Origin of the sequence: Rhizobium lusitanum (assembly GCF_014189535.1) — a bacterium.
Taxonomy (GTDB): Bacteria; Pseudomonadota; Alphaproteobacteria; order Rhizobiales; family Rhizobiaceae; genus Rhizobium; species Rhizobium lusitanum_C.
In genome coordinates this window covers 2,749,035-2,774,288 of record NZ_CP050308.1, presented here as the reverse complement: position 1 = coordinate 2,774,288, position 25,254 = coordinate 2,749,035, and the positions used below count along the sequence as shown (strand labels likewise).

25 protein-coding genes, 1 pseudogene and 1 riboswitch are annotated in these 25,254 nt (G+C 61.4%); of the genes and pseudogenes, 12 read left to right on the top strand and 14 right to left on the bottom strand.

Annotation, left to right across the window (positions count from 1 at the left end; all coding sequences use genetic code 11):
• Window positions 1-13: 13 nt before the first annotated feature.
• The 5 genes from HB780_RS27060 to HB780_RS27040 all read left to right on the top strand — a co-directional run bounded on the left by HB780_RS27060 (window position 14) and on the right by HB780_RS27040 (window position 5,901).
• Window positions 14-931, top strand: coding sequence for a LysR family transcriptional regulator (locus HB780_RS27060; protein ID WP_183690733.1), 918 nt, complete (start codon window positions 14-16; stop codon window positions 929-931).
• A gap of 167 nt (window positions 932-1,098) precedes the next feature.
• Window positions 1,099-2,628, top strand: coding sequence for an ABC transporter substrate-binding protein (locus HB780_RS27055; protein WP_183690731.1), 1,530 nt, complete (start codon window positions 1,099-1,101; stop codon window positions 2,626-2,628).
• 48 nt (window positions 2,629-2,676) lie between these two features.
• Entirely contained in the window at window positions 2,677-3,630 is a 954-nt protein-coding gene (locus HB780_RS27050) for an ABC transporter permease (protein ID WP_183690729.1), read from the top strand.
• On the top strand, window positions 3,627-4,484 hold the full coding sequence (locus tag HB780_RS27045; protein WP_183690727.1) for an ABC transporter permease: 858 nt from the start codon (window positions 3,627-3,629) through the stop codon (window positions 4,482-4,484). The genes HB780_RS27050 and HB780_RS27045 overlap by 4 nt, the downstream gene beginning before the upstream one ends.
• Window positions 4,485-4,509: 25 nt before the next feature.
• The gene (locus HB780_RS27040) at window positions 4,510-5,901 is read left to right on the top strand and encodes an amidase (RefSeq protein ID WP_183690725.1); all 1,392 of its coding nucleotides are present in this window, start codon (window positions 4,510-4,512) and stop codon (window positions 5,899-5,901) included.
• Between the two features lie 8 nt (window positions 5,902-5,909).
• Here the strand turns inward: HB780_RS27040 and HB780_RS27035 are convergent, their stop codons facing one another.
• The 4 genes from HB780_RS27035 to HB780_RS27020 all read right to left on the bottom strand — a co-directional run bounded on the left by HB780_RS27035 (window position 5,910) and on the right by HB780_RS27020 (window position 9,208).
• Window positions 5,910-6,149 carry a hypothetical protein gene (locus tag HB780_RS27035; RefSeq protein WP_183690723.1) on the bottom strand — a complete coding sequence of 80 codons (240 nt, stop codon included), beginning with the start codon at window positions 6,147-6,149 and terminating at the stop codon, window positions 5,910-5,912.
• Window positions 6,150-6,226: 77 nt separating this feature from the next.
• A complete protein-coding gene (locus tag HB780_RS27030) occupies window positions 6,227-7,081 on the bottom strand; it encodes a C40 family peptidase (protein WP_183690721.1) in 855 nt (284 codons plus the stop codon).
• Window positions 7,082-7,092: 11 nt separating this feature from the next.
• The gene (locus HB780_RS27025) at window positions 7,093-7,443 is read right to left on the bottom strand and encodes a MarR family transcriptional regulator (protein ID WP_007701799.1); all 351 of its coding nucleotides are present in this window, start codon (window positions 7,441-7,443) and stop codon (window positions 7,093-7,095) included.
• Window positions 7,444-7,816: 373 nt separating this feature from the next.
• A complete protein-coding gene (locus HB780_RS27020) occupies window positions 7,817-9,208 on the bottom strand; it encodes a leucyl aminopeptidase family protein (RefSeq protein ID WP_183690719.1) in 1,392 nt (463 codons plus the stop codon).
• A gap of 147 nt (window positions 9,209-9,355) precedes the next feature.
• Between HB780_RS27020 and HB780_RS27015 the strand changes: the two genes are divergently transcribed.
• Window positions 9,356-10,183, top strand: coding sequence for a tetratricopeptide repeat protein (locus HB780_RS27015; protein ID WP_183690717.1), 828 nt, complete (start codon window positions 9,356-9,358; stop codon window positions 10,181-10,183).
• A gap of 4 nt (window positions 10,184-10,187) precedes the next feature.
• Here HB780_RS27015 and HB780_RS27010 read toward each other — a convergent pair whose 3' ends face one another.
• From HB780_RS27010 to HB780_RS26965, 10 genes are all read right to left on the bottom strand, one after another.
• A complete protein-coding gene (locus tag HB780_RS27010) occupies window positions 10,188-10,832 on the bottom strand; it encodes a LysE family translocator (RefSeq protein ID WP_183690716.1) in 645 nt (214 codons plus the stop codon).
• 20 nt (window positions 10,833-10,852) lie between these two features.
• Window positions 10,853-10,935, bottom strand: a riboswitch (ZMP/ZTP riboswitch).
• 39 nt (window positions 10,936-10,974) lie between these two features.
• Entirely contained in the window at window positions 10,975-11,952 is a 978-nt protein-coding gene (locus tag HB780_RS27005; RefSeq protein ID WP_183690714.1) for a type II secretion system F family protein, read from the bottom strand.
• Window positions 11,953-11,973: 21 nt separating this feature from the next.
• Window positions 11,974-12,981: a type II secretion system F family protein gene (locus tag HB780_RS27000; RefSeq protein ID WP_183690712.1), complete on the bottom strand. Its 1,008-nt coding sequence runs from the start codon at window positions 12,979-12,981 to the stop codon at window positions 11,974-11,976.
• Window positions 12,982-12,991: 10 nt separating this feature from the next.
• Window positions 12,992-14,473, bottom strand: a complete 1,482-nt coding sequence (locus HB780_RS26995) for a TadA family conjugal transfer-associated ATPase (protein WP_183690710.1) — start codon at window positions 14,471-14,473, stop codon at window positions 12,992-12,994.
• Window positions 14,474-14,555: 82 nt separating this feature from the next.
• Window positions 14,556-15,827, bottom strand: a complete 1,272-nt coding sequence (locus tag HB780_RS26990) for a CpaE/TadZ family protein (RefSeq protein WP_183690708.1) — start codon at window positions 15,825-15,827, stop codon at window positions 14,556-14,558.
• Between the two features lie 37 nt (window positions 15,828-15,864).
• On the bottom strand, window positions 15,865-16,572 hold the full coding sequence (locus HB780_RS26985; RefSeq protein ID WP_183690706.1) for a CpaD family pilus assembly protein: 708 nt from the start codon (window positions 16,570-16,572) through the stop codon (window positions 15,865-15,867).
• Between the two features lie 53 nt (window positions 16,573-16,625).
• Window positions 16,626-18,125, bottom strand: coding sequence for a type II and III secretion system protein family protein (locus tag HB780_RS26980; RefSeq protein WP_183690704.1), 1,500 nt, complete (start codon window positions 18,123-18,125; stop codon window positions 16,626-16,628).
• A gap of 14 nt (window positions 18,126-18,139) precedes the next feature.
• Window positions 18,140-18,949, bottom strand: coding sequence for a Flp pilus assembly protein CpaB (gene cpaB, locus HB780_RS26975; protein ID WP_183690702.1), 810 nt, complete (start codon window positions 18,947-18,949; stop codon window positions 18,140-18,142).
• A 165-nt stretch (window positions 18,950-19,114) separates the two neighbouring features.
• Window positions 19,115-19,627: an A24 family peptidase gene (locus HB780_RS26970; protein WP_183690700.1), complete on the bottom strand. Its 513-nt coding sequence runs from the start codon at window positions 19,625-19,627 to the stop codon at window positions 19,115-19,117.
• A 125-nt stretch (window positions 19,628-19,752) separates the two neighbouring features.
• Window positions 19,753-19,944, bottom strand: coding sequence for a Flp family type IVb pilin (locus HB780_RS26965; protein WP_183690698.1), 192 nt, complete (start codon window positions 19,942-19,944; stop codon window positions 19,753-19,755).
• Between the two features lie 404 nt (window positions 19,945-20,348).
• Here HB780_RS26965 and HB780_RS26960 point away from each other — a divergent pair, with 404 nt between their 5' ends.
• From HB780_RS26960 to upp, 6 genes and pseudogenes are all read left to right on the top strand, one after another.
• Window positions 20,349-20,768 carry a pilus assembly protein N-terminal domain-containing protein gene (locus HB780_RS26960; RefSeq protein WP_183690696.1) on the top strand — a complete coding sequence of 140 codons (420 nt, stop codon included), beginning with the start codon at window positions 20,349-20,351 and terminating at the stop codon, window positions 20,766-20,768.
• 158 nt (window positions 20,769-20,926) lie between these two features.
• A complete protein-coding gene (locus HB780_RS26955; RefSeq protein ID WP_183690694.1) occupies window positions 20,927-21,544 on the top strand; it encodes a TadE/TadG family type IV pilus assembly protein in 618 nt (205 codons plus the stop codon).
• 14 nt (window positions 21,545-21,558) lie between these two features.
• Complete coding sequence (locus tag HB780_RS26950; protein ID WP_183690692.1) at window positions 21,559-22,137, top strand: TadE/TadG family type IV pilus assembly protein; 579 nt, start codon at window positions 21,559-21,561, stop codon at window positions 22,135-22,137.
• Between the two features lie 135 nt (window positions 22,138-22,272).
• Window positions 22,273-23,494 (top strand): annotated as a pseudogene (locus HB780_RS26945) (phosphopentomutase).
• Complete coding sequence (locus tag HB780_RS26940) at window positions 23,491-24,459, top strand: adenosine deaminase (protein ID WP_183690690.1); 969 nt, start codon at window positions 23,491-23,493, stop codon at window positions 24,457-24,459. The pseudogene HB780_RS26945 and the gene HB780_RS26940 overlap by 4 nt, the downstream one beginning before the upstream one ends.
• A gap of 121 nt (window positions 24,460-24,580) precedes the next feature.
• The gene (gene upp / locus HB780_RS26935) at window positions 24,581-25,210 is read left to right on the top strand and encodes a uracil phosphoribosyltransferase (RefSeq protein ID WP_183690689.1); all 630 of its coding nucleotides are present in this window, start codon (window positions 24,581-24,583) and stop codon (window positions 25,208-25,210) included.
• Window positions 25,211-25,254: the final 44 nt, after the last annotated feature.

Sequence of the window (25,254 nt, the reverse complement as noted above, 5' to 3'; positions counted from 1 at the left end):
CGGAGATCCATTCATGCAGATCCGGGCGCTGATCTATTTCGACGAGCTGGTACGCACCAACTCCATGCGCCAGGCGGCGGAAAACCTGAATGTCGCGCCGACGGCAATCAGCCGGCAGATCGAAAATCTCGAATATCATTTCGGCACGCCGCTGGTCGAGCGTAGCGCCCGCGGCGTCAAGCTGACCGCCGCCGGTGAGCTGCTGGCCGTGCGCGCCGGACGGACGCTGCGTGAACTCGACCATGTGCATCAGTTGATCGAAGATCTGAAGGGCCTGCAGCGCGGCCGCGTCAGCGTCTATGCCAGCGGCGCCACCGTCGCCAACCTGCTGGCGCCGGCCCTTGCCGAATTCAGCCTACGCTATCCGAAGCTGCGCTTCGAGGTGACCATCACCAGCGCCCGCAGCGCCATCGAGGCCGTCAATGGCGCCGAGGCTGATATCGCCGTGACGCTGTTCGCGCCGCCGCTCTCGGGAACCAAGGTGCGGCTACGCTCCGAAATCACCTATGACGTGATCGCCGCGACCAGCCATCCGCTGGCGGCGCGCAAAGAAGTCTCGCTTGCCGAACTCGCGGCGCATTCGCTCGCCGTGCCCGACCGATCCTTCGGCGCGCGGCAGGCCTTCGATGCGCTGTTCGAGCGCGAAGGGTTGGTGCTAGACCCGGTGTTCGAGAGCAGTTCGCTGGAAATGCAGAAGGAACTGGTGCTGCGAGGAGCCGCGATCACCATGCTGCCGGCACTGACCGTGCAGCGGGAAATCCAGGCCGGCCAGCTCGTGGCCCTACCTATCGCCGACGGCAAGGGGATCAGGACGCCGATCGATCTCTGCGTTGCGCCGGACCGCCAACTGTCCTTCGCCGCCGGCAAGCTTCTCGACTTCATCGAGCGCTTCATGCGCGAACAGGTCGCCCACAAGGGAAGAAGCGATTGATCCGAGACGATGGATTTCAACCGGGCAAAATCAGTGTAGCCATATCAGCTACACTGAGCACACATTTTTAGAATTGTGTGTGCGCCTGCGAGATGACACTATTTTGAAAAAGGGCCGCATGTCGGAGGGAAAAGCCGGTATCGCGAGCTAGAGCCAAGGGAACTGATATGACCACGTTTTTACGTCCGAGCCTGGGCGATTTCGCTCGCCGTCTTGCCTGTGGCGCCGCGATCTCGGCGGGGCTGCTGTTGATGGGGATGACATCGGCCGAAGCCGCCAAGACGACGCTGAATATCGGCATGACGGTCGAGCCCACCGGCCTCGATCCAACGATCGCCGCGCCGGTCGCCATTGGTCAGGTGACCTGGCAGAACATCTTCGAAGGGCTAGTGGCGATCGATGAGAGTGGCAAGGTCGTGCCGCAGCTTGCCAAGAGCTGGGAGATTTCTCCCGATGGGCTGACCTATACGTTCAAGCTGCAGAGCGGCGTCAAATTCCACGATGGCCAGGCCTTTGATTCGGCGGCGGCGAAATTCACACTCGACCGCGCCCGCGACGCCAAATCCGTCAATCCGCAGAAGCGCTTCTTCGCCACCATCGCCTCGATCGACACGCCGGATCCCGAAACGCTGGTGCTGCATCTTTCCTCGCCAACCGGCAGCCTGCTCTATTGGCTCGGCTGGCCTTCCTCCGTCATGGTCGGCCCGAAATCGACCGCCAACGACAAGACGACGCCTGTCGGCACCGGCCCGTTCAAGTTCGCGTCCTGGGCCAAGGGCGACCATGTCGAGCTTGCCAAGAACCCGGACTACTGGAACAAATCCGTCGACGTGAAGCTGGAGAAGGTGACCTTCCGCTTCATTCCCGACCCGCAGGCGGAAGCCGCGGCCCTCAAAGCCGGCGACCTCGACGCCTTTCCGGAATTCGGCGCGCCCGAGCTGATGAGCTCCTTCGACGGCGATCCCAGGCTGATGACCAAAGTGGGCAACACCGAGCTCAAGGTCGTCGCCGGCATGAACAACACCCGCAAGCCCTTTGACGACAAGCGGGTGCGCCAGGCGCTGATGATGGCGCTCGACCGCAAAACAGTCATCGACGGCGCCTGGTCTGGCTTCGGCACCGCGATCGGCAGCCACTATACGCCGAACGATCCGGGCTATCAGGATCTGACCGGCACGCTGCCTTTCGACGCCGCCAAGGCAAAGGCGCTGCTCGCCGAAGCCGGCTATCCGAACGGCTTCACCTTCACCATCAAGACGCCGCAAATGGCCTATGCGCCCAGAAGCGCCCAGGTGATGCAGGCGATGTTCGCGGACATCGGCGTCACCATGAATATCGAGCCGACGGAATTCCCGGCGAAATGGGTGCAGGACGTCTTTACCGGCCGCGATTACGACATGACCATCGTCGCCCATGCCGAGCCGCGCGACATCGACATCTATGCGCGCGACCCCTATTATTTCAACTATAAGAACCCAGCCTTCAACGACCTGATGAAGAAGGTCCAGCTCACCGCCGATCCGGCCGAGCAGGACAAGCTCTATGGCCAGGCACAGACGATCCTCGCCGAGGATGTGCCGGCGCTCTTCCTCTTCGTCATGCCGAAACTCGGCGTCTGGGACAAGAAGCTGAAAGGGCTCTGGGAGAACGAGCCGATCCCCTCGAACGTCCTCACCAACGTTTCCTGGGAAGACTGACCTCTTTCAGCGCCGCGCAGCCGGGCGTAACCCGGCCATGGACATGCAATGATCGTACTTCTCACCCGCCGGATCATGGGCCTATTCCTGACCCTGATCGCCGTTTCGCTGCTGCTTTTTGCGGTGATGGCCCTGCTGCCGGGCGATCCCGCCGCCATCACGCTCGGCACCTCGGCAACGCCGGAGACGCTGGCGGCGCTCAGGCACGAGATGGGCCTCGACCAGTCGCTGATCCTCCGCTACGGCCAGTGGCTGGGTGGCGCGCTGACCGGCGATCTCGGCATGTCCTATACCTATGGCGTGCCCGTCGCCGGGCTGATCGCCGAGCGGCTGGCCGTGACGCTGCCGCTCGCTATCCTCGCCATCCTGCTTTCCATTCTGATCGCGGTACCGCTCGGGGTTGCCGCCGCTGCCAAACGCGGCGGCGTCTTCAACATCATCGCCACGCTATTTTCGCAGATGAGCATCGCCGTGCCCGGCTTCTGGGTCGGGCTATTGATGATTCTCCTGTTCGCCACCTCGCTCGGCTGGATGCCGGCCGTCGGCTTTCCCGGCTGGGGCAATGGCCTGTGGCCGGCTTTGAAGGCGCTGATCATGCCAGCGGTCGCACTGGCCTTGCCGCAGGCGGGCGTCTTGACCCGCGTCACCCGCTCGGCCGTACTCGACACGCTGCATGAGGATTTTGCCCGCACCGCCATCGCCAAGGGCTTGTCGCGTAGTGCGGTGCTCTGGGGGCATGTCGTGCCCAATGCGCTGATGCCGGTGATGACCATTCTCGGCCTGCAATTCACCTTCCTCGTCGCCGGCGCGGTGCTGATCGAGAACGTCTTCAACCTGCCCGGTCTCGGACGGCTGGCCTATCAGGCGCTCAGCCAGCGCGACGTCGTTGTCCTTCAGGACGTGGTGCTGTTCTTCGCCGGGCTTGTCATCGTCGTCAATTTCCTGGTCGATCTCTCCTATCTGGTCATCGATCCCAGACTTCGCAGCGGAGCGGCGCGATGACCATGGCCGAGACCACCGCCCGCCGCCGCTCCCGTTTCCGCGCATTACGCCGCGCCAATCTGATCGTCGGCGCGATCATCATCCTCGCGCTTGTCGGCGTCGCCGTTCTATCGCTCTTCTGGACGCCGTTGCCGCCGGCAAAGATGCAGATCATTCACAAGCTGCAGCCGCCGCTCGGCTTCGGCCTTCTCGGCACCGACCAGCTCGGCCGCGACGTGCTGTCGATGCTGATGGCCGGCTGCTGGAATTCGCTATCGATCTCAGTGTCGGCGGTGGCGATCGGCGGCACGATCGGCACGATGATCGGCGTTGCCGCCGCCGCGCAGCGCGGGCTATTCGAAGCGCTTATCATGCGCGCCTGCGACGTCATCTTCGCACTGCCGCCGATTCTGTCTGCAATGATCCTTGGGGCATTTCTCGGCACGGGACGCCTGACCGCCATCATCGCCATCGCCACCTTCATGGTTCCGGTCTTTGCCCGCGTGGCGCTGAGCTCGGCGCTGCAGGCCTGGAGCCGCGACTATGTGATGGCGGCGCGCGCCATCGGCAACACACCTTTCTCGATCACCATGCGGCATGTGCTGCCGAATATTCTGAGCGGCATCATCGTGCAGGCGACGATCCAGCTTGGCCTGGCGATCCTGACCGAAGCGGGCCTGAGCTTCCTCGGCCTCGGCGTGCCGCCGCCGGCCCCGACCTGGGGGCGGATGCTGGCGGATGCCCAGACTTATCTCGGGCTGGCGCCCTGGCTCGCCATTCTGCCGGGCCTCGCCATCGCGCTCTCTGTTCTCGGTTTCAACATGCTCGGCGACGGCCTGCGGGATCTTCTCGATCCGCGCGACGCCCGCCGCTGAATTCAGACCACGAAGAGTATAGACCATGACTGAAACGACCGATCTTTCCATCCGTCAACTCCTCGAGAAGTTTTCCGCAAAGAGCCTTTCGCCGAGCGAATACTGGCTGGCGCTGGAAACGCATATCGCGGCCTGGGAGCCGACCATAGCAGCCCTCTACGCCTATGATCCGGAAGACGCGCGCAAGCAGGCCTCCGCCTCTACCGAGCGCTGGGCAAAAGGCGCACCGCTCGGGCCGCTGGATGGCATTCCCGTCACACTCAAGGAATTGATCGCGACCAAGGGCCAGCCGGTGCCACTCGGCACGGCCGCCGTAGAGCTCGTTCCCGCTGCTGAAGACGCGCCGATCGCTGCCCGCATGCGCGAGGATGGCGCAGTGATCTTTGCCAAGACCACTTGCCCGGACTACGGCATGCTGTCTTCCGGCCTTTCCAGCTTCCACAAGCTCAGCCGCAATCCGTGGGACCCCTCGCAGAACCCCGGCGGCTCCAGCGCCGGTGCTTCGGCAGCAGCGGCTGCCGGCTACGGCCCGCTGCATATCGGTACGGATATTGGCGGCTCGGTGCGTCTGCCCGCCGGCTGGACCGGCATTTTCGGCTTCAAGCCGAGCCATGGCCGCATTCCGGTCGACCCCTATTATGTCGGCCGCTGCGCCGGGCCGATGACCCGCACGGTCGAGGACGCCGCCTTTTCCATGGCGACGCTCTCGCGTCCCGACTGGCGCGACGGCACCAGCCTGCCACCCACTGACGTCGACTGGATGGATCTCGATATCGACGTGCGTGGGCTGAAGATCGGCCTGATGCTTGATGCCGGCTGCGGCCTGCCTGTCGATGAAGAAGTGCGCGATGCAGTCGTTGCCGCCGCCAAGCGTTTCGAAGAGGCCGGCGCCATCATCGTCGATGTCGCGCCGGTGCTAACCCGGCAGATGCTGGATGGGTTGGATGTCTTCTGGCGGGCGCGTTTCTGGGGCGATATCGTCAATCTGAGCGAAGAGCGCCGCGAGATGATCCTGCCCTATATCCACAGCTGGGCAAAGAGCGGTGCCGATATCAGCGGCGTCGATGCCGTGCGCGGCTTCAACCAGACGATCGAGATGTGCAAGAGTTGCGGCAGGCTCTTCACGCAGGTCGACGCGGTGCTGTCGCCGACCAATCCGATCGTCTCTTATCCGGCCGAATGGGCCTCACCCACCAACGATCCGGCCCTGCCCTTCGAACACATCGGCTTCACCGTTCCCTGGAACATGTCGGAGCAGCCGGCCTCCTCGATCAATTGCGGCTTCTCCCGCTCCGGCATGCCGATCGGCCTGCAGATCGTCGGTCCGCGTTTTGGTGACATGCTGGTTCTGAAACTTTCGAAAGCCTTCGAGACATGGACCGGTGGCGTGACAAACTGGCCGAAAGCGCCGGCCTAGTATCCCCGCTACAACGTCGCCGCACCCTTTTCCTCGACATCGGCGCCAAGCTCCTGCAACGCCTTTTCGATCACGCGCAGATCATCCTGAAGGCCGTCGTCAGCACTCATCGCACTTTCGCTGCCGGCGCGCTGGATGCCGCGCGCTTCGCTCTGCAGCTCGAGCAACCGGTCGATCTTGCGGTTGCGCCTGAGATGGCTGTCGCCGAGAATATCCCTGATCGCCTGTTCCATCGCGGTAATCGGCATGATGCTTCTCCTCTCGAACAAAACGATGTTCAATCGAGAGAGTAACGGCCCAGATCAGCGACGGTTCCGATCAGGGTTCAATCGCTGAGGCGGCGGTAACCGGTCGGATACTCATAAAGCCAGCCGATGCGCTCCACGGCGGCCGCGAAATTCTCGCGTGCGACCGTCATGGTATGGCCGTTGGCATGGATGATGGTTTCAAGATCTTCCATCACCGCCGCGTGGCCCTTCCAGAAAACAAAGTCTCCGCGCTTCAGTTCTTCGCGGGCGATCGGCTCGCCAAGCCCGGCCGCCTGCATGTCGGAATCGCGCGGCGCGGCGCGGCCTGTCATCAGGAGCGCAAGCTGGATCAGGCTGGAGCAGTCGATACCGAGACCGGAGCGGCCGCCCCAGAGATAGGGCGTTTCCATGAATTTCGCGGCGACATCGACATAATCGCCACCGTCATTATAGCCGATAGGCTGCACATGCTTGGCGAAGACAGCGGTGCCGTCTTCCAGCACGACATAATGATTGCCTCGCGCCTCTGCCGTGCCTGCGACCCTCAGACGACTGCCCATGGAGAGCACGTCGGTATAGGGCTTGCGTAGTTCCGGCTCCGAATAAAGGAAAGTCCGCTGCGGCACGACGATATGGGTCGGTGCGGTCAGCCCCTCCTTGATCGCATCTTCGGGAAGATAGCCGACATAACCGTCCGAAACGGCCTTCACCCAAGCCCAACCATCCTTGCGCTCGAAGACCATGACATCCTCACCGAGCAACAGCTCCGTATCGATGCCGCGTGCCAGATCCGGCTGAGGACGAAGCGCGATGACGGGGACGACCACCTGCGCGCTCACACCCTCGACGAAACGCTCGGCCTCGACCTTGCCCCGAAGAGAGGCTTCGGCGAGATCGGGCCGGTAGGCATGAAGGCGGCGGTCGAGCGTCATGACGATTGTCCCTAGACTGATAGTTTGCGGCCTTGCGCGATGACGAGATCACCTAGCTTTTCGAGATAGAGCGCGCCGGTTACCGTGCGCTTGATAATGACATTGCGACGATCGCGGTCGTCGCGCACGCGGTCGACCAGCCCCATCTCGCCCATGGTGTCAAGCGCGCGGGTGATAACCGGCTTGGTGACGCCAAGCGTCGCGGCAAGCCCGCGCACCGTATGCGGCGGCGGCACGAGATAGATCTGCAGGAGGATTGTTGTCTGCCGCAGGGTCAAATCATGATCCTCGCGGCGCACTTGTTCGAGCGCCACGCCATGCCAGAGGCCAAGAGCCTGCGAGGCAGAGAGTTCAAGCGGCAAAGGCAACCCCGAAGATCGTTACGCTACCGTTTCAGTTTCGGCCAAGATCGTGGCGGATTCAAGGGGTCTTTCAGCACTACCTCTACGAAGAAGTGTGAGTGACGATATGGGCTACAGCGTAGGCTGAGAGTGCACACCCCCCCTCTGTCACTAACGTGACATCTCCCCCACAAGGGGGAGATTGGTAACTCGCGACACGCTCTTGCCCTAAACAAACATCGAACCTGCTGAAACGGCACTTTGCTGCTTTACGGAGGGCACGCGGCAAACTCCCAACAATCTCCCCCCTTGTGGGGGAGATGTCACGGAGTGACAGAGGGGGGTATCACAGGCTCGGCATATCAAAGAGCCGACCCGTCGTACCGATCAGCCCCTACCGCACACTCTCACGGATGTGATGATACAGCGCCCGGATCGCCTGCGCCTCGCCGCCGCCCGGCGAATGCGGACGTTCGTTCTGGGCCCAGCCGTAGATATCGAAATGCACCCAGCTCGGGGTCTTCGTCACGAAGCGTCGCAGGAACAGTGCTGCGGTGATCGAGCCGGCCATGCCGCCGGAAGGGGCGTTGGTGATATCGGCGAATTTGGCGCGGATATCCTTGTCGTAGCCATTATAGAGCGGCAGGCGCCAGAGTGGATCGTCGGTCTCCAGGCTCGCCTCGGTGAGATCGCGGGCGAGATCGTTGTCGTCGGTGAAGAAGGGTGGCAGGTCCGGGCCCAGGGCAACACGGGCAGCACCCGTCAATGTCGCCATGTCGATCATCAGGTCCGGCGCGTCTTCATCGGCATAGGCGAGTGCATCGGCGAGGATCAACCGGCCCTCTGCATCGGTGTTGTCGATCTGCACGGTCAGGCCCTTGCGGCTCCGATAGATGTCGCCTGGGCGGAAGGCATTGGCGGAAATCGAGTTTTCGACGACAGGCACAATGACGCGCAGATCGACCTTCAGCTTGGCGTCCATGATCATCAATGCGAGGCCCATGACATTGGCCGCACCACCCATGTCCTTCTTCATCAGCAGCATCGAGGAGGCCGGCTTGATGTCGAGGCCGCCGGTATCGAAGCAGACGCCCTTGCCGACCAGTGTGATACGGCGATGGCCCTTCTTGCCCCAGCGCAGTTCCAGGAGGCGCGGCGCATCGGCGCTGGCGCGGCCGACGGTGTGCACCAGCGGGAAATTCTCCTTCAGGAGATCATCGCCGATGATGACGGACATCTCCGCCTTGTAGTGCTCGGCAAGCGCCCGGAAAGCAGCTTCGAGCTGTTCCGGCCCCATGTCGTTGGTCGGCGTATTGATGAGGTCGCGGGCGAGGAAGACGCCGGCAAGCTGCCGCTTGATATCGGCGGCGTCGGCGTCGCGCGGGATCATCAGCGTGGGTCCGGCCGCCTTTTCCGACTTATAGCGGTCGAAGCGGTAGCTGCCGAGGCCGAAGCCGAGCGAGAGACGGTTCGCCGTCAGCGGCGCGGTCTCGATATGCCACTCGCCGGCCGGCAGGCTGCGCGCCAGCTTGCCGGTCAGGAAAGGCTGTTCCGAGGGGTTGGAGCCGAGGCCGAACAGCGCGCCACCGAGCTGGCCATCGGCTGTCGGGATCAGCAACAGCGAGCCGCTTTCCGCCCTGTAGCCGGCCTTATGTGCCCAATCGAGCGCGATGGGATCGATGGTGCCGGTCTCGATATGCGCCGGGGTGACGGCGAAGATAGGCAGCGTCGCGCCACCCTTCGAATTGAACGGCGTCGCGCGCTCGATGTACTGATAGGGGGCCATGACTATCCTTTGGCGGTCATTTCAGGGAATCATCAGTTAACTGTCTGTTAGGGTTAACAGATTATTGCTGGAGCGAACATTGCGTCAAACCTTTCCCTGTTCCGATTTGAGGCCAGACGCAGGACTCTGACATTCAGGGATAGGGACATGTCCGCCGCCTCAACCACGTCTTCACTCAAGACTTTCCTTTTCCGTGGCGCATCGGCTGCCCTTCTGGCGCTTGCGCTGGCAGGCTGCTCGACGACGGGCAAGGACAAGATGACGACCGGTTCGATCCCGACGGTGTCGAAGCCGGTCGACCAGATGGACAGCGCCGACCTTGCCCGAGCAACCCTCACCCTCGGCAAAGCCTACGACACCAATCCGAAGGACCGCGACACCGGCGTCAACTACGCCAACGTGCTGCGCATGACCGGCCGCAACGAACAGGCTCTCGCCGTCATGCAGCAGGTGGCGATCACCCATCCGAGCGACCGCGGCGTTCTCGCGGCCTACGGCAAGGCGCAGGCGGCGGCAGGCCAACTGCAAGAGGCGCTGGCAACCATCGACCGCGCGCAGATGCCGGACCGCCCGGACTGGCGGCTGGTTTCGGCCGAAGGCGCTATCCTCGACCAACTCGGCCGCTCGAACGAGGCCCGCGGCAAATATCGCGACGCGCTGGTGCTGGCCCCGAATGAACCGTCCATCCTTTCCAATCTCGGCATGTCCTATGTGCTGACCGGCGACCTCAAGTCCGCCGAAAGCTATCTTCGCTCCGCCGCCGGCCAGCCGACAGCTGACAGCCGCGTGCGCCAGAACCTGGCCCTCGTCGTCGGCCTGGAGGGCCGCTTTCCCGAGGCAGAGCAGATCGCCCGGCAGGAACTGACGCAGCAGCAGGCCGATGCCAATGTGGCCTATCTGCGCGGCATGCTGGCGCAACAGAATTCCTGGCAGAAACTCGCCGCCAGCGACAATACCAAGAAAGCGGTCAATTAGGCCTTCAGCGCCAGATATGCCGTGGTAGGCTTTCAGTCACCAGCCGGGCGCCGAGCGCACCCATAACGGCGCCCGCGGTCCTATCGATCCAGAGCTTGGATTTCAGATGGAACGCGCGCGGACGGTCTGACGAAAAGGCGAGCGCCACAACCGTATACCAGCCCGCCTCGATCACGAAGATCGCCGGCGGCATTGCGAGTATCAACCAGCAAGCGGGATCGGCCGGGAGAAGCGCCGCAAAGATGCTGCCATAGAAAATAGCGGTCTTCGGATTGCTGAGCTGCGTTCCAAGCCCGAACCAGAAATTGCGACCGACGCTCATGCTGGACGGGGCAGCGGGAGCGTCGACGACGAGATCCTCAGCCGCGCCGCGCCAGATTCCAATCCCGAGATAAATCAGATAGAGGCCACCGGCGATCTTCAGGGCGAGATACAGCCATTCGACCTGCATCAGCAGGGCATTCAACCCGGCCAACGCCAATGTCGCAAAAATAACCGCGCCCACACCCATGCCGAGGGCTGCAGCAAGACCGGCCTTGCGCGAGCGGGAAACGGCGATACGGGAAACGAGAACGAAACTCGGACCAGGACTGGCCGCCCCGATGGAGATGGCAGCTAAAATGCTGAAAAAGACAGCGATGGACGACATATAGCAACTCCCGTTCGATTGGAATTTGCCCAGGTGAGCGGCACTATCTTGCCCGCGCTCCCCGATGGTCGCCCATCTCATATCGCCAGTTGCGCAGGGGGGCAGACTAGCTGCCTCCAAGCCCTGCGGCAAGATCCGCGTATCAGAACTTATCCATCACCTGGATGATGGCCGGGCCGAGGATGACGGCCATCAGGACAGGCAGGAAGAAGACGATCATCGGCACGGTCAGTTTCGGCGGAAGGGCGGACGCTTTCTTTTCCGCCTCGTTCATGCGCTCGTCGCGGCCTTCCTGCGCCAGCACGCGCAGCGCCTGCGAGACAGGCGTGCCGTAGCGTTCCGCCTGGATCAGGGCCTGCGTCACCGACTTGACGATTTCGATCTGGGTGCGGGCGGCGAGATTGTCGAAGGCGGTGCGACGCTCCTGCAGGAACGAGAGCTCGGCCGTGGTCAACACCATTTCCTCGGCAAGTGCCGGCGATTGCTCCGCCATCTCTTCGGAGACGCGGCGCATGCCGGCCTCGATGGAGATGCCCGATTCCACGCAGATCAGCATCAGGTCGAGTGCATCCGGCCAGGCGCGCTTGATGGATTTCTGCCGCTTGGCGACCCGGTTGGAGATATAGATATTCGGTGAGTAGAAACCGACATAGCTGTGTCCGATGACACCGAGAAGACGGAGGGGAAACGGCTTGGCGGCGAAATAGCCGAGGCCGAAAACCAAGAAGACGGCCACGGCCAGGAACAGAAAGGGTAGCAGGAAGCGCGCCACCAGGAACATGTTCAGCGCGTTTTCCGAGCGCAGGCCGGCGGCGCGCAGGCGATTGACGGTGTTGGTATCGACCAGCGCGTTGCGGAGATTGAAGCGCTCGACGATCTGGCGGACGTTTTTGTTGTTCTGGCTGCGCAGGGACGCCTTGCCGCCGTCCGTGTTCATCCGGGCGCGTTCACGGGCGCGGATCTGCTCGCGCTCGGTGGAGACCGCCTTCATGCGCTTGTTGAGATCGCCGCGCTCGAGGAAGGGCACGGCTATCGTGTAGAATGTGGCAAAGACAGCAATCGCCACGAAAACGGCGAGGATCATACTCGGATCGGTCAACTTGGCGGCAATATCGGCCATGGGCTGTGTCTTTCCTTCCGATCAGATGTCGAAATTGACCATTTGGCGCATGATGATGATGCCGAATGCCATCCAGATGCCGGCAAGCAACATGATCAGATGACCGCGCGGATCGGTGAAAAGGATCATCATGTATTGCGGCGAGGTCAGGTAGACGAGCAGCATGACGATGAAGGGCAGCGCACCGATGATGACGGCCGAGGCCTTGGCTTCCATCGACAGCGCGATCACCTTCGCCTTCATTTTCTTGCGCTCGCGCAGCACCTTCGCAAGATTGCCCAGCGCTTCGGAGAGATTGCCGCCCGCCTGCGCCTGGATAGCGATGACGATCGAGAAGAAATTCACCTCCTGTAGCGGCATGTGATTGTTCATGCGCGCACAGGCATCGGTCATGCTGAGGCCGACTTGCTGTGTTTCGACCACCCTGCGGAACTCGGACTTGACCGGCTCGCGCGCTTCGCTCGCCACAAGGCGCACGGCGTCGTTGAGCGGCAGGCCAGAGCGGATCGAGCGGGTGATGAGATCGAGCGCGTTCGGAAACTCCTCCAGAAACTTGTTCTGCCGGCGCTTGATGAGGAAGCCGACGACCCAGCGCGGCAGTCCGAAGGCGGCGGCGAAGGGCAGGCCGGCGATGACGGGGAGCGGCGCGCCGAAAAGGAAGGCGACGACCATGACGAAAAGGCCAAACAGGACGCTGAAGAGATAGAAGCGCGCCGGCGTCAGCGACAGACCGGCCTGCACGAGGCGCGCCTTCAGCGACTGCTTCTTCTTGGTGTTCTCGACCTGGCGCTTCTCCAGATCCTTGAGCGTGTCCTGCACCGATTTGCGGCGCTTCGACATTTCCTGCACGCGGTCGCGCGCCGCCTTGACCTTGTTGCGATCACTCTCGGCCGCCTTGACCCGGCTAACGCGGCTGTCCGTCTTCTTCTGCGCCTCGATCCGGGAATAAAGAACGCCATAGCAGACCGCCGCCGCCGAAACGGCTGCGAGCAGGACAATCAAAAGCACCACTGGATCGACACCGAACATCGGGAAAGTCCTATTTCGAATTGTTTTCCATCTCGTCGAGGGCCGCCGCCAGGCGCTTTTCCTCGTTGTAGTAGCGGGCACGATCCCAGAAATGCGGCTTGCCGACGCCGGTCGACATGTGCCGGCCGATGATGCGGCCGTTGGCGTCCTCGCCTTCCATTTCGTAGCGCATCAGGTCCTGGGTAATGATCACGTCGCCTTCCATGCCGATCACCTCGGTGATCTGGGTGATACGGCGCGAACCATCACGCAGGCGGGCAGCCTGGATGATCACGTCGACGGAGGTGGAGATGATCTCGCGGACCGTCTTTGCCGGCAGGCTGTAGCCGCCCATCGCGATCATCGATTCGATACGGCTGAGGCATTCGCGCGGCGTGTTGGCGTGGAGCGTACCCATGGAGCCGTCATGACCGGTGTTCATCGCCTGCAACAGGTCGAAGACCTCCGGTCCGCGCACTTCGCCGACGATGATGCGCTCAGGACGCATGCGCAGGCAGTTCTTGACGAGGTCGCGCATGGTGATCTCGCCCTCGCCTTCGATGTTCGGAGGGCGGGTTTCAAGACGGACGACATGCGGCTGCTGCAGCTGCAGTTCGGCCGTATCTTCGCAAGTGATGACGCGCTCATGGCGGTCGATATAGTTGGTGAGGCAATTCAGCAACGTCGTCTTGCCCGAGCCGGTACCGCCGGAAATGACGATATTGCAGCGAACGCGGCCGATGATCTGCAGAAGCGTCGCGCCCTCGGGCGTGATGGCGCCGAAGCGGACGAGCTGATCGAGCGTCAGCTTGTCCTTCTTGAATTTACGAATGGTGAGCACCGGGCCATCGATCGACAGCGGCGGCGCGATGACGTTGACGCGCGATCCGTCCGGCAGGCGGGCGTCGCAAATGGGGCTGGATTCATCGACGCGGCGGCCGACCTGGCTGACGATGCGCTGGCAGATGGAAAGAAGCTGGGCATTGTCGCGGAAACGGATCTCCGATTCGATGGTCTTGCCGCCAACTTCGATGAAGGTCTGGCCGGCGCCATTGACCATGATGTCGGCGATATCGTCGCGCGCCAGCAATGGCTCCAGCGGGCCGTAGCCGAGCACGTCGTTGCAGATATCCTCGAGCAGTTCCTCCTGCTCGGAGATCGACATCGCGAAATTCTTGATGGTGATGATGTCGTTGACGATGTCGCGGATTTCCTCGCGCGCGGCCTCGGCATCGAGCTTGGAAAGCTGGGACAGGTCGATCGTGTCGATCAGTGCGGCAAAGACCTGCGACTTGGTGTCGTAATATTCCTCGGTGCGGGCTGGCCGGCGGCGTGTCGGCGTCTGCATCGACGGCGGAGGCACCTGCTGGCGCTGCGGCGATGCCTCCCGCGCCGGCTCGACCAATATGGTCGATGTTGCGGGTGGCGCGGCGGACGGAGCGCGCGTCGGCGCTGGCGGAGGGGCTATGCCGCCGCTCTTTGCAGGACCTTCATTTCCGCGTCTGCCAAACATGCCGTCGATCCAATTCTACGCTGGAGCATGACCCCGAAAAATGCGAACCGCCTTTCCAATCCGATCATGCGAAATCAAACAATTACTTCCGTTTCAGGAGACCGAGCAGGCCACCTTTCTTTGCTTTCTTCAGCGCCACGCGCCCGGTAACGATGTGCGATATCTGCGAGAAGGTTTCCGCGATCGGCGACTTCGGATCGGTTTCCGAAATCATGCGGCCGCTATTGGCTGCATTGCCGAACAGGTTGATGTCGAAGGGAATGATGGCGATCGGGTCGGTTTCCAACGGCTCGCAGAATTCCGAGGGGCCGATTTCGGGGCGCTTCGGCATGCCGACCTGATTGAGGATGAGATGCGGCGTCTTGTCGTTGGGACGCAGCTTGCGCAGAGCGTCCAGCATGTTCTTGGCGTTGCGCAGATTGGCAAGATCGGGCGCGGCACAGATCACGACCTCATCGACCGCCGAAAGCACGGAGCGGGTCCATTCGGTCCACATATGCGGCATGTCGAGGACGGTCACCGGCGCGCTGCGCTGCAGGACGTCGAGTACGGGCTGAAAGGCTTGGCCTTCGAAATCATAAGCGCGATCGAGCATGGAGGGCGCGGCGAGCAGCGACAGGTGCTGCGAGCACTTGGTCAGCAGGCGGTCGAGGAAAACCTCGTCGAGACGCTCCGGCGCATAGACAGCCTCGGCGATGCCCTGGGCCGGATCCTGGTCGAAATCGATATTGGCGGTGCCGTAGGGCAGGTCGAGATCGGCGAGAATGGTCTCGACCGAGAACAGGTTGGAAATGCCGAAGGCGCAGTTGTGCGCGATGGTGGACGCCCCTACCCCGCCCTTGGCACCGATGAAGGCGACGCTGCGGCCAATCGGCTCGGCATCGGGATCGACAAAAATCGTCGCCATCGCCGCCATGATGTCGGTCATGGTCACCGGCTGGACGATATATTCGGAAATGCCGTTGCGGATGAGCTCGCGATAGAGACTGATATCATTGTGATGACCGACGATCACCACCTTGGTGGTCGGATCGCAGACGGCAGCCAGCGGCGCGAGCTCGGCCAGGAGATTCTGCGGACTGGCGCGGGTTTCCAGAATGATCAGATTGGGCGTCGGCGCCGAGGCGAACATGTTTGCCGCCGCCGCCGTGCCGCCGCCGGTAATCCTGAAATTGACCTTGGCCATGCGCCGATCGTTGGCGCATCGGTCCATGACTTGGTGCAACTGCTCGCTTTCGCAGAAGGCATGCACGGAAATGCGTGGCAACGGCCGCATGTTCTCGATATCGCCCGTACGCGGCGCATCCTCGGCGTCCGCCGCAGTTGGCCTGATATCGTAATCGATGGCGCTCATGACTTTATCCTGTTCCGGCGACGGCTGGCTCTCATGGTCAGAAACTGCTGACTGACGCGGTGCTGGTTGCGGTCGAGCCGCTGCGATAATTGTCGATCACCTTGCTGCGCTGGTCGGCATCGATCGGCGTCATGGCGCGCGGCGCGATGAGATCGGTCGGATTGGCGACCTGTGCGGCGAGGTTGTTCTGGGTGGCACAGCCGAAATTGTAATAATTCTGATTGTCGAAGGCATTGTCGGCGAGATCCGCCGGCCATTGTCCGCAGGCATTGGTGACCGCCGTCGTCGCAATGAAGCGCAGGCGGATCGGGGCGGCGTCACTGGGACCGCCGGCCGGATAATAATTATCGGCGATGCGCGCCGACGGGATGCCGCTCGCCACCAGTTCCTGGCGGATCTGCCGGCGCAGGGCGGAAGCGGCCGGCGAATTCGCCGATTCCCGCGGGGTCATGATTTCCACCGTGCCGGTAGCATGCGCGCGATAATCCTGAACGAAGCCTCGCACGGTATCGCGCATGCCGGAGGTCAAACGGCGATCGCTGACGGAAACGGGAATGTCGACGCGGTGTTCCTTGTCGGTCAGCACGATCGGATGGCGCTGACGATAGTCGTCAGTGATGGCGCTGGTGGCCATACCGTCCTTGGAGCCGGCGCAACCGCTGACGGCGGTGGCCATCACGATCATAGCGAGCGCGGCAAACCGCTGCCTGCCGGTGCGGGGCGCATTACGATCGAGGCTGGCCATCGTTTGGTCTCTCGTTGATCCGGTTGAAAAGGGGTGCATCACGATCGTTCCCCTCATTTGTAGATGAAGCCGACCGTGCCGTGGAAATCGGCATCGGCGACCGGCGGCGCATCCTTGCGGCCGTAGATCTTGTTGACACGGTTCATGAAAAAGACACCGGCATCGCCCGGCGGCGAGAAATTGTCGTCCGGACGGGCTATCTGGTTGCGGGCCACCGGCCGCACGAGATAGGGCGTCGCAATGATCACCAGTTCGCTCTCGTCGCGCTGAAAGGTCTTCTGGCGGAACAGCGCGCCGAGAATCGGGATCTTCGAAGCGCCGGGTGTTCCGGTGGTGGATTGCTGCACATTGTCGCTCAGAAGGCCAGCAAGAGCGATCGAGCCGCCCGACGGCAGTTCGACCGAGGTATCGGCCGCACGCCGATTGTAGGTCGCGGCACCCGTGGTGCCGGTCGGTTCAGAGACCTGGGTCTGGACATGCAGGCTGATGCGGCCGGCGGAGAGAACGACAGGCGTGAAGGCAAGGCTGATGCCATAAGTATATGGCGTGATCGTCACGTTACCGTCCTTGTCAATGACGGAATAGAGCGTCTGGCCACCGGAGTTGAAGGTCGCCGCCTGGCCCGAGATCGCCGTCAGCGTCGGTTCCGCGAGCGTGCGGACGGCACCGGCCTGTTCCATGGCGTTGAGATAGCTGCTGACATTGTATTTGCCTAGCGCGGTCTTGAACAAGGCGCTGAGACCGCCATTGCCTGTGGCGGAGGTTGAATCGCCACTGATATTGCCGAGCTGCGCGACGGAGAGGCCGGAGGAATTGCTGACGAGATTGTCGAAGCCGATCTGTTTCAGCACGCTGCGCTTGACCTCGGCGACGGTGACCTTGAGTGTCACCTGATCCTCGCCCTCAATCTGCAGAAGATTGACGATCTGCGAGGTCTGTCGTCCTTCGGCGAAGAGTGCGACCGAACTGTCGCCACCCGTGCCGCTGGCGGTTTCGGTGCGGGTGGTCGCTTCGCCACCCTTCAGGAAGGCGCCTGCCAATTGCGCGGCGCGGGACGAATCCTGCGGTGTACGCACCGAGCCGGTCAGGACGATATTGTCGGAGACGATCTCGACATTAATGTCAGAGTCCGGGATGAAGCGCTTGAGATTGGCCTGCAGCCCGGAAATATCGCGCTCGATCTGCAGGTCGAGGCTGACGATTTCCTGACCATTGGCGCCGAAGACGAAGATATTCGTCTGGCCGACCGTCTTGCCGAACAGATAAATGCGGCGCGACGTGCGCGTGACGGCGTCCGCCATCTTCGGATCCGACACTAGGATATCATGGGCATCGGCCGGCAGGTCGACCACGAGCGCCTTGTTGAGCCCGAGCTTCAACGTGCGCTTAGTGTTCAGGCCGGCAATGGTGACGATACTGTCGGCACCATCAGCCCTGGCGACCGCGGCCTGTAGGAAAACAGGTGCTTCGGCAAACGGAAGGCCGGCAAACGCAACCGAGAAGGAGAGCGCCGCCAGGAGGGGAAGGCCGGTTATCTGACTGATTTTGAACATGGTCTCGCCCCTTCTCATTGTGTCTTGGCCGCGGCCGTGCCGTTGGCAATGATCGCGCCCGACTTGATGACCTGGACGACGGCGCCATTGTCGCCGGAGAGCAGATAATCGGCGGCCGTCGTATCCGACTGCTGCGCGTCGGCGACCGAGCGCAGCGCCAGCGTCAGCCGGTCAGCCATCTGCTGGGCAACCGCGAGCACCTTCGTCTGGTCCGGCGTCAGCTCCAGCGTTGCGGTGGTACCGACCACGGCCTTGGTGCCGTCCTGTTTTTCCTCGATCTGCTGATCGACGGCCAGGATGCGAACGTTGCTGAGCACGGTCTCGGTCACGAATTTCTGGGTATCGCCCTTGCGCACCATGATCACGTCGACGCGGTCATTGGGGAGAATGAAACCGCCCGCACCCGTGGCGACCGAGATTTCGGTGGCAACGGCGCGCTTGCCGGAGGGCAATAGCGAGGACAGAATGCGGCTGCTGGCGTCGGCGACCTTTTCCTCTCGGATCGGCTCGCCCTCGAAGATCGGCAGGCGGACGACCGCGCCGTTCAGGTCCTTCAGCGCATCGGGACGCTCGGCTTGGGTGATCAGCCCCTTGACGACGCCGCTTTGCGGCCAGGCCATCCAGTGGATCGATTTCTCGTCGAGGCGCGATCCCACAGGAAGATTGGCGTCGGCAACCAGCACATTGACCGTCGCTTCCTTCTCCACCACCGTCGCGACCTGCTGCACAATATTGCGCGAGCCGGCCAGACGCATCGCCAGCAGTCCGGCAAGCCCTGCCGCGACGACTGCCACTGCGAGTATCATTATGCGAGCGGGTTTCATTGATCATTCCTTGGGGAATACGATTCTTCGCCCCGCAGAATGCTCTGTAATTGGTATAATTATGGTTAATGCTCTATTACGTCTACTACACTTTAACCATTATTATTTAAGCAATACAATATACAATGGTGCATAACACCAATCCAATACTTAGTATTTGCTAATTTAGATAACGTGTGACGTTATGGTAGTGACCAGCGGTGACGACGGAAAGGCCAGAAAGCCACCAATGGCGATGGCAATGCCATAAGGGATTTTCTTGGCGATCAACAGCGAGTCCGGCACCGGCAGGCCCATGGCCATAATGGTATTCGACTGCGAACGTATCATCAGGATAACGATCGTCACCACGCCGCCGAGGAAGGCGACATAGACGAGAAAGGTGAGAAGCGACGGATCGAAGCCGAACCAGAGCGCCGACGACGCCAGCAGCTTGGCATCGCCGCCGCCCATGACATTCAGCGCAAAAAACGCGAAGCAGGCGCAGAAAACGATGGCCGCACCAGCGGCATGCATGCCGATCTCGGGCAGCGTCAAGCCGACGAGCGGCGCAAGGACGATAAAGGCGCCGAGCAAGATGAGCGACACCCGGTTCGGAATCGTCATGGTCAAAAGGTCGGAGATAGCCGCGACCGACAAGCAGAGCGGAAAGATCAGCAATGTTGCCGTTTCAAGCATTAAAGATAAACTGCCTTTGCGGTATAGGTAAAAAAATCGAAAACCGCTCGCCAAATAGAGCGGTTTTCGTTAGTAGCGACCAACGCTGCAGAAACAGGGTTGGTTTCAGGTGCTATTATTGCGCCTTAGTACCCGCTGGACTGAGTGGAAGCCGAAGTCATCTTCGTCGCAATACCTCGGAAGGTGGTATTCAACGTACCGCCCAACGTCGTAGCGCCGGTGATGATGGCGACGGAGATCAGGGCGGCGATCAGGCCGTATTCAATGGCGGTCGCGCCGGATTCGTCTTTCAGGAAACGCGAAAAAAGCTTGGTCATAATTTAACTCCACTAAGTTTGTTGACAGCACGTCCGCCAACTGTGCCGTTGATCGGATGAGTTGAACCGTAGTGGGTCGCCGTTTCCATCGCTTTAAGGAAGTGGGTTAACAGATCGCCAATTCCGAAGCAAAAATAGACTAGTTAATACAAGCTCATGTCTTTCCTGGAATTTTTAAAGAAAATCTTCAGATTCAACGCTAAATTTAGAAGACAATATATTAGAAAAATATGTTGTTCGTGCCAAAATATTACGCTATCAACGCGAGAGTCCCAATATGGGCGCTAAAACGCTCATGCTTGCCCCGTAATAGCAGCAATGACTGCACTCTTAATTGTTCATTCACCCTTCTTTCTCATTCTATTCAGGAATTGCTTCCATCACCGATTTCATGAGGCCAGACCATGCCAATCCGCGGCAGAATCGCATTTCTTGCCGGCATCGCCGCCATGGCAGGCCTGATGCCGCAGCTTTCGCGCGCCGACGATAACGGTATGCTGCGTGTCTATATGGATCACGCGCGCGTGCTGAAGCTCGATCGTCCCGTCAGCAAGGTCATCGTCGGCAATGCGCAGGTCGCCGACGCGACCGTGGCAGATCCGAAGACAATCGTGCTCACCGGCCGCAGTTTCGGCACCACGAACATCGTCCTGCTCGATGCCGACGGTAACGCCATCGTCGACGAGCGCATCCTGGTCTCGATCGACGAGGGCAATACGGTCCGCGTCTTCCGCCAGACCGATCGTTCCGTGCTGTCCTGCACGCCCAATTGCGAACAGCATGCCCAGCAAAACAGCAGCGCTGCGGCCGCCACCAGCCAGTAAGGCCGGTATCACGTCCCCATTTCCGTTTAATTATACTGTATAAGACAAGACTTTTGTGAGTAATCTGCGCTTCCTCTAAATATGAAGAGAGAAGAGAAACGGATTGTCAAGGAAGCCGCCCTAGTCTCGCCACGATTCAAATCGCCGCGGGTTCCGTTATGACGCCAGACGACGTTCTTCTTGGAGGCAAGCCCTTTGTACGGCGGCGTGCGAAGGCAGGCTTGCGCGCGTTCGGTCGCGCCCGCGACGGCGCCGCCGCCATTGAATTCGCGCTGCTGGCCATCCCCTATTTCATGATCATCTTCGCAATCCTGGAAACCTTCGTCGCCTTCATCGCCGAACAGGTGGTTTCCAACGCCGTCGATACGTTGTCGCGTCAGATCAGGACCGGGCAGATCACCGCAACCAATACGACCGGGCCGCAGTTCCGCCAGGCTTTTTGCAACGAGATCTCGGTGCTGATCGCCTGCTCGGCCGCCGAACTGGCGACCCCGACGAACCTCTATCTCGACGTCAAAAGCTATTCGACCTTCGCCGACATGCCGACGACGATCCCGCGTGCCTCGTCCGATCCCTATTCAGACCTCAATACGACGGGCTTTTCATTTGCTCCCGGCGGCACCGGGACCATCAACATGGTGCGCGCCTATTACCGCTGGCAGGTCATTGTCGATCTGCTGCGGCCCTATCTTGCCAACATCCATCCATCCGACGGCTCGATGCCGAGCACCTATCTCATCGTCGCGACGGGTGCCTTCCAGAACGAGAACTATTGATGAGGCGGCGGGAGATGGCGGGACTGACGCTGGCGGCGAGACTTCGCGCACGCCTGCGGCATTTTACCCGCGACGAGCGCGGCGTCGGCGCCATCGAATTCGCCATTCTCTTTCCGGTGCTGCTGATGCTCTATCTCGGCGCCTTCGAAATCACCGTTGGCCTCAGCGTCGAAAAACGCACAAGTCGGGCGGCTGGGTCCATTGCCGATATCCTGACCCAGCAAACCAACGTCACCAAGACGCAGCTCGCCACCATGCCCTCCGTCGCCGGCGCCATTTTCACGCCCTATGCCACCACCGGCCTGACGCTGAAGGTTACGGGAATCCAGATCGATGCTGGCAGCAGCGCCACCGTGGCGTGGTCCTGGGCGCAGGACGGAAGCAAGCCCTATACGAACGGCAGCGCCGTCACCGTGCCCAGCGACCTCAAACTGCCAAGCTCGTTTCTGGTCCGCACCGAACTTGCCATTCCCTATCAGATGCTCAGCTTCGGCTCGGATTTCCTGCCCGCCGGCAGCAACCAGATCACCATTGGCCGTTCCTATTTTTATCGCCCGCGCTCTGGAAGTGCGATCACCTGCAGCGACTGCTGAGCAGAACGGCTTTCGATCGGCGCAATAGTCTTCGTCCAGCGAGAAAATTGCCAAGTTCACGCCTGCGTTATATGGGTGACGTCCAATGCGCCTGACATGAAATGTCTCGCGCTGAGCAATCTTATCGGGTGACCCATGGCGCGCGCATTTCTCTTCGTTCTGGACTCCTTTGGCGTCGGCGGCAGCCCGGATGCTGCGACCTATGGTGACGAGGGTGCCGATACGTTCGGTCACATCGCCGAATTCTGTGCGGCGGGTGCGGCCGACCGCGAGGGCCTGCGCTCCGGCCCGCTGTCGCTGCCGATCATGTCGGGCCTCGGACTGCTGGAAATCGCCAAGGCGGCGACGGGTCGCTATCCCCCCGGCATGCCGCTGCCGCAGAAGCTTTACGGACTTTACGGCTGCGCCAACGAGGATCTCGCGCGGCAAGGACACACCATCGGGCCATTGGGAAATCGCCGGCACGCCTGTCACGTTCGACTGGGGCTATTTCCCCACTGAGGGCGACGCCTTCCCGCCGGAACTGGTGGAGGCGATCTGCAAGGCGGCCGATCTCCCCGGCATTCTCGGCAATTGCCACGCCTCGGGAACCGATATCATCGCCAGATATGGCGAAGAGCATATCCGCAGCGGCAAGCCGATCTGCTATACTTCGTCGGATTCAGTCTTCCAGATTGCCGCGCATGAGCAGCATTTCGGCCTGGAACGGCTGATCTCCCTTTGTCAGATCGTCCGCACCCTGCTTGATCCCTATAATATCGGCCGCGTCATCGCCCGCCCCTTCATCGGCGAGACGCCGTCAACCTTCGAGCGCACCGGCAATCGCCGCGATTTCTCCGTGCTGCCGCCCGAGCCGACCCTGCTCGACCGGTTGATTGCGGCCGAACGCAAGGTGCATGCGGTCGGCAAGATCGGCGACATCTTCGCCCATCAGGGCATCTCCAGGATCGTCAAGGGCAACGGCAACATGAAGCTGATGGATGCAACGCTAAAGACGATGGACGAAGCGGCCGACGGCGATCTCGTCTTCACCAATTTCGTCGATTTCGACATGGTCTACGGCCATCGCCGCGACGTCGCCGGCTATGCGGCGGCGCTCGAGGCCTTCGATGCGCGGCTGCCCGAAGTGCACGGGAAGCTGAAGCCCGGCGACCTTCTTATCCTGACGGCCGATCACGGCTGCGACCCGACATGGCGCGGCACCGATCATACCCGCGAGAGGGTACCCATCATTGCTTACGAAATCGGCATCCGCTCGCGTTCGATCGGCATCCGCCAGACCTATGCCGATATCGGCGAAACCGTTGCGCGCCATTTGGGAATTGCAGCAGGGCCGCATGGAAGGAGTTTTCTGTGACATCGCATTTGAAGAAGGTCGAGCTGCATTGCCATCTGGAGGGTGCGGCTCCCCCGGCGCTGACGCTCGCGCAGGCGCGGAAGTATAATGTCGACACCAGCGCTTTCCTGCGCGACGGCATCTACCTCTGGAAGGATTTTGCCGAATTCATCCTGTGCTACGACAAGGTTGCGGGGGTCTACCGGACCCAGGAAGACTACGCGCTGCTGACCGAGACCTATCTGGAAGAGCTAGCCGGCATCGGCACGATCTATAGCGAGTTGATCGTCTCACCCGACCATGGCGACCGCATCGGGCTGGGCGCCGACGCCTATATGGAAGGTGTCTCGGCCGGCATCCGCGCCGCCAAGGAAAAGAGCGGCATCGAGGCCCGGCTGATCGTCACCGGCGAGCGCCATTTCGGGCCGGAGCGCGTCATCAAGGCCGCCGAGTACGCCGCCAGAAGCAACAATCCGCTGATCACCGGTTTCAATATGGCCGGCGAGGAACGCATGGGCCGTGTCGCCGATTATGCGCGCGCGTTCGATATCGCCCGCGAGGCCGGCCTCGGCCTTACCATCCACGCCGGTGAAGTCTGCGGCGCCTTCAGCGTCGCCGACGCGGTCGAGCTTGTCCGTCCGGCGCGGATCGGCCATGGCGTCCGCGCCATCGAGGATGCCGACCTGGTCAAGCGCCTTGCAGATCTCGGCACGGTGCTGGAGGTCTGCCCCGGCTCCAACATCGCCCTCAACGTCTTCCCGGATTTCCCCTCACACCCTCTGCGCAAGCTGCGCGATGCCGGCGTACGCGTCACCATTAGTTCCGACGACCCGCCCTTCTTCCACACCTCGCTGAAGCGCGAATACGAACTGGCCTCCACCGCCTTCGGTTTCAGTGACGACGAGATCAACACAATGACCCGGACGGCGATCGAAGCGGCTTTCGTGGACGAGGCGACACGGGCAGCACTCTTGGTAAGGTTGTGACCACATCATTTAGGCCGCGGACTGGGGATGAAATATCCGAAAATGCCCTATTTCCTTGCACCAAAGACAATTTCCGTGAAAGAAACATCGGATATCGCGGAATTACTGGAAGGCTGAAACCATGGACGGCGTCACTGTCATCGATCACCCGCTTGTGCAGCACAAGCTCACAATCATGCGCAAGAAGGAGACGTCGACGGGGAGCTTTCGCCGGCTGCTGCGCGAGATTTCGACGCTGCTCTGTTACGAGGTGACGCGCGATCTGGAAATGACGATGCAGACCATCGAAACGCCGCTGCAGCCCATGGAATCGCCGATCCTCGAAGGCAAGAAGCTGGTCTTCGCCTCGATCCTGCGCGCCGGCAACGGCCTGCTCGAAGGCATGCTGGATCTGGTTCCCTCCGCCCGCGTCTCGCATATCGGTGTCTACCGCGATCACGAGACGCTGCAGCCGGTCGAATACTACTTCAAGGCGCCGGAGGATATTTCCGAACGCCTGATCATCGTCGTCGACCCAATGCTGGCGACCGGCAACTCCTCGATCGCGGCGATCGACAAGCTGAAGGAGCGCGGCGCTCATAATATCCGCTTCCTCTGCCTGCTCGCCGCCCCCGAAGGCATTGCCAATTTCCGTGCAGCGCATCCAGACGTACCGGTCTTCACTGCGGCGATCGACAGCCACCTGAATGAACTGGGCTATATCGTCCCCGGCCTCGGCGATGCCGGCGACCGCATGTACGGCACGAAGTAAATCCTGCCTCTCTCTTTGTTTTTCGCCCGGCAGCGTCCAACTGC